The sequence below is a fragment of the Intestinibacter sp. genome (genome assembly GCF_022780145.1).
GTDB lineage: Bacteria > Bacillota > Clostridia > Peptostreptococcales > Peptostreptococcaceae > Intestinibacter.
On sequence record NZ_JALEXO010000018.1, the window covers coordinates 1 to 3,263 of the forward strand.

The 3,263-nt window shown below is 30.3% G+C and carries 1 protein-coding gene; it reads left to right on the forward strand.

Features of this window, described 5'->3' with window-relative positions:
• Window positions 1-744: 744 nt before the first annotated feature.
• Window positions 745-2,904, forward strand: a complete 2,160-nt coding sequence (locus tag MR593_RS00680) for a M28 family peptidase (RefSeq protein ID WP_290685824.1) — start codon at window positions 745-747, stop codon at window positions 2,902-2,904.
• Window positions 2,905-3,263: the final 359 nt, after the last annotated feature.

Sequence of the window (3,263 nt, forward strand, 5' to 3'; positions counted from 1 at the left end):
AGTGTCTACCTGTATAGGATATTTTTATTTTTATGCATTTCTCGAGAGGCTAAGTTCTAGCCTCTTTATCATTTTAAGGAGTTTTTACATTAGGTTTTTAAAAGTTATAATATTAATAATATTTAGAAAATATAGTTGACAATAAATTTTAAATAATATAATATAATTATTGTTAAAAAATAAATTATGATAGCAACTGAAAGGAGGTAAGAGGTTTAAGTCTATCGTCACAAACTAATTCGTTAAGAGAAATCTTAACACTTGACCTATCTGAAACATCAGAAATAAGCGGCCATACGGACAGCCAGGTCAAATGCCGAACTAGCGATTGTGATATCGTGTTGATGAGTGAAAGCTCAAATTTTATAAGTGGGATTTAATCCTAAAGAATTTGCATCAAACGGTGCAGTACTTGTGAAATGATCAATATGAGCAGTAAGAGTTTCAATTACTGTATAGGCTCAAATAAAATACCTACATTTGAATAAATAAAACAAGACATTGATAATAAATAAAACAATATTTTTGATAATAAATAAAACAAGACTTTGACAATAAATAAAACAAATTAAAGTAAAGATCGTAAATCAAGTACAATTATTTTTTATTTTAAGTTTAGCTTTAAATAAAACGATGATTGTATTTTTTTGTTTACACAATTCAATAAGCTATCCTTAAATAAAATCTATATTTCCGCATATAATTGCGGACAATCTATTATTTCAACGAAAAGGGAGTTTTAAAATGAAAAAAATTGTAACATTATTATTAGCAGTATGTATTGTATTAAGTGGATGTAGTGCAAATAACAGTGCTTCATCAAGTGTTAGCTCTAGTACTCAAGTATTGGAAAAAACACAAAAATTATCATTAGAAGAAGCACAAAAATCGTTTATAGAAAAGGTGGATACTGAGTGGGGTTATAATGTAATGGAGGAGCTTACTAAATTCAAAACTAATGAGGATTTAGGATATCGTACAGCTGGTTCAAAAGCAGAAACAGAAGCTGGAGACTACATAAAAGAAACTATGGAATCAATTGGAATGACTAGTGTTGAAAAGGAAGAATATACATTGGATGGTTGGACATTTGATCATGCCAATTTGACTTTTAAAGATAAAGATGGCAAGGAAAAAACTGCTATATTAGGTGGATACCAAACTAATTTTGAAACAAACGGGAAAAAAGAATACGAAGTCGTATACGCAAATCAAGGAACTGAAGCCGATTTTAAGGATTTAGATGTAAAGGACAAATTAGTTCTAATAGATATAAATCAACGTGAAAATTGGTGGATAAATTATCCTGTTTATGAAGCTTATTTAAACGGTGCTGCAGCGGTACTTGCAGTTCAAGACGGAGGTTATGCAGAGATAAGTGATGAAGCATTAAATGCTCAGGATTTCTGTGGTCCAGAATATACACCAGCATTTTCTATATCTAGAAAAGATGCAGATAGCCTACTAAAAGCTATAAAAAAATCTGGCAAAGATACAATAAAGGTAGATTTCGATGCTTCTAGTAAGGTTGAAAAAGACACTAAAAGCTACAATATAACAGGTATGATTGAAGGTAGAGACAAGGATAAGATGATAGTTTTATCTGGTCACTACGATGGATATTTTGATGGATTCCAAGATAATGCATCATCTGTAGCAATTATGCTTGGTATAGCAAAGGCAATTGTAGATAGTGGATATCAACCAGAAAAAACTTTAGTATTCTGTGCAACATCAGCCGAAGAATGGGGTGTTGAAAACAGTAAATACGACTGGCTTACAGGAGCTTATAATCAAGTGTTTAATATACACCCAGAATGGTCAGGTAAGGTTATAGCTAATATAAATTTTGAAATGCCTGCACATTCTTTAGATTATGAAAGTTCATTAGTTCAAACATCATATGAGCTTGCTCCTTTTGTAAAAGATTTATCTACTACAATACCTAAGGTCGACGGAGTATTTGAAAAGGGTACAGAGGTTTCATATCCAATTATAACATGGACTGATTCCTTTGCATTTTCTATAGCTGGTATACCATCATCTGTCAGCAGATTGAGAGAAGAATTCTCTATAAAATATTATCATTCACAATTTGATAATAAAGATACATACAACGAAGCTGCTTTTAGATATAATCACTATTTATATGGAACAATGCTATTAGGATATGATTACTGTGCAGTTTCTCCACTAGATTTTTCACTTAGATTTGAAGAACTTAAAAAGAGCATAGATTCTGATATAATGGAGGATGTGGATTTTGATACAACTAAATTAGAAGAAACAGCAGATAAAGCTATAGAAGCGGCTGAAGCTGCTTACGATGTTGTAGAAGCTAAAAACAACGCATACAAAGAGGCTGTTGAAAAAGGCGATTACGAAGCAGCAGATAAAATTTTAGACGAAACATATGAATTATATTCAACAGTATTTGAAATATTTAAAAAGGCTGAAGATGATTTAGTTCGCTTAACTTGGGAGGAAGAAGTAGTTTTCCCTCATCAAATACCACAATCTAATTTAGATATGGTAGACTCTGCAATAGATGCTCTAGAAGATAAGGACGGTCAAAAGGCTTTAGATAAATATTTATGGGGTATAGACAATAACTGGTATGCTTATAATTTTAGTGAAAAGAACTACACTTATTTTAGCGATATAATCGAGCAACCTGAGGATGTTACACAATGGGGTTATAAGAGAGTTATAAGTAAGGAAAGATTGTACGATACTATTCATTCTATTATGGATAAATGTGAAACTGGTAAGGATGATTTTTCAGAGGAGATAAAGACTTTGAAGGAAGTTGAAAAGAGACAAAATGAGCTTTTAGAAAGTACTGTATCTGATGAGATAAAGACTTTAGAGAAATTGACTAAAACTTTAAATAGTATAAAATAATTTTTGGAAATAGATTATAAAGGGATGTTGTAAATCGATGTTAAAGATTTATAGCATCTCTTTTTGTATTTATATAGATTATGGTTATTTTATAAAAATGAGTGGGGAAGGTTTCAAAAAAGTTACAGATAAGCTTGAAAATTTATCTTTGGTAGTAAATTTATTATACTTAAGGTATATAAAGATTTTGGGAGAGTAAAGATCTAGAATATTTATAAAAGGAGAATATTAGGCAATATGTGCTCAGAAATATTTTTTACAAAAAAAGAAGATGAGTATAGGGAATTAATGGAAAAAATAAATCAATGTTTTCTTCTTAATGAAAAATTGCCAAATAAAGTTTTTAAGAAACCATATAA

Coding starts and splice junctions, on each gene's coding strand:
- MR593_RS00680 (WP_290685824.1), top strand. CDS start 745: ATGAAAAAAATTGTAACATTATTATTAGCAGTATGTATTGTATTAAGT.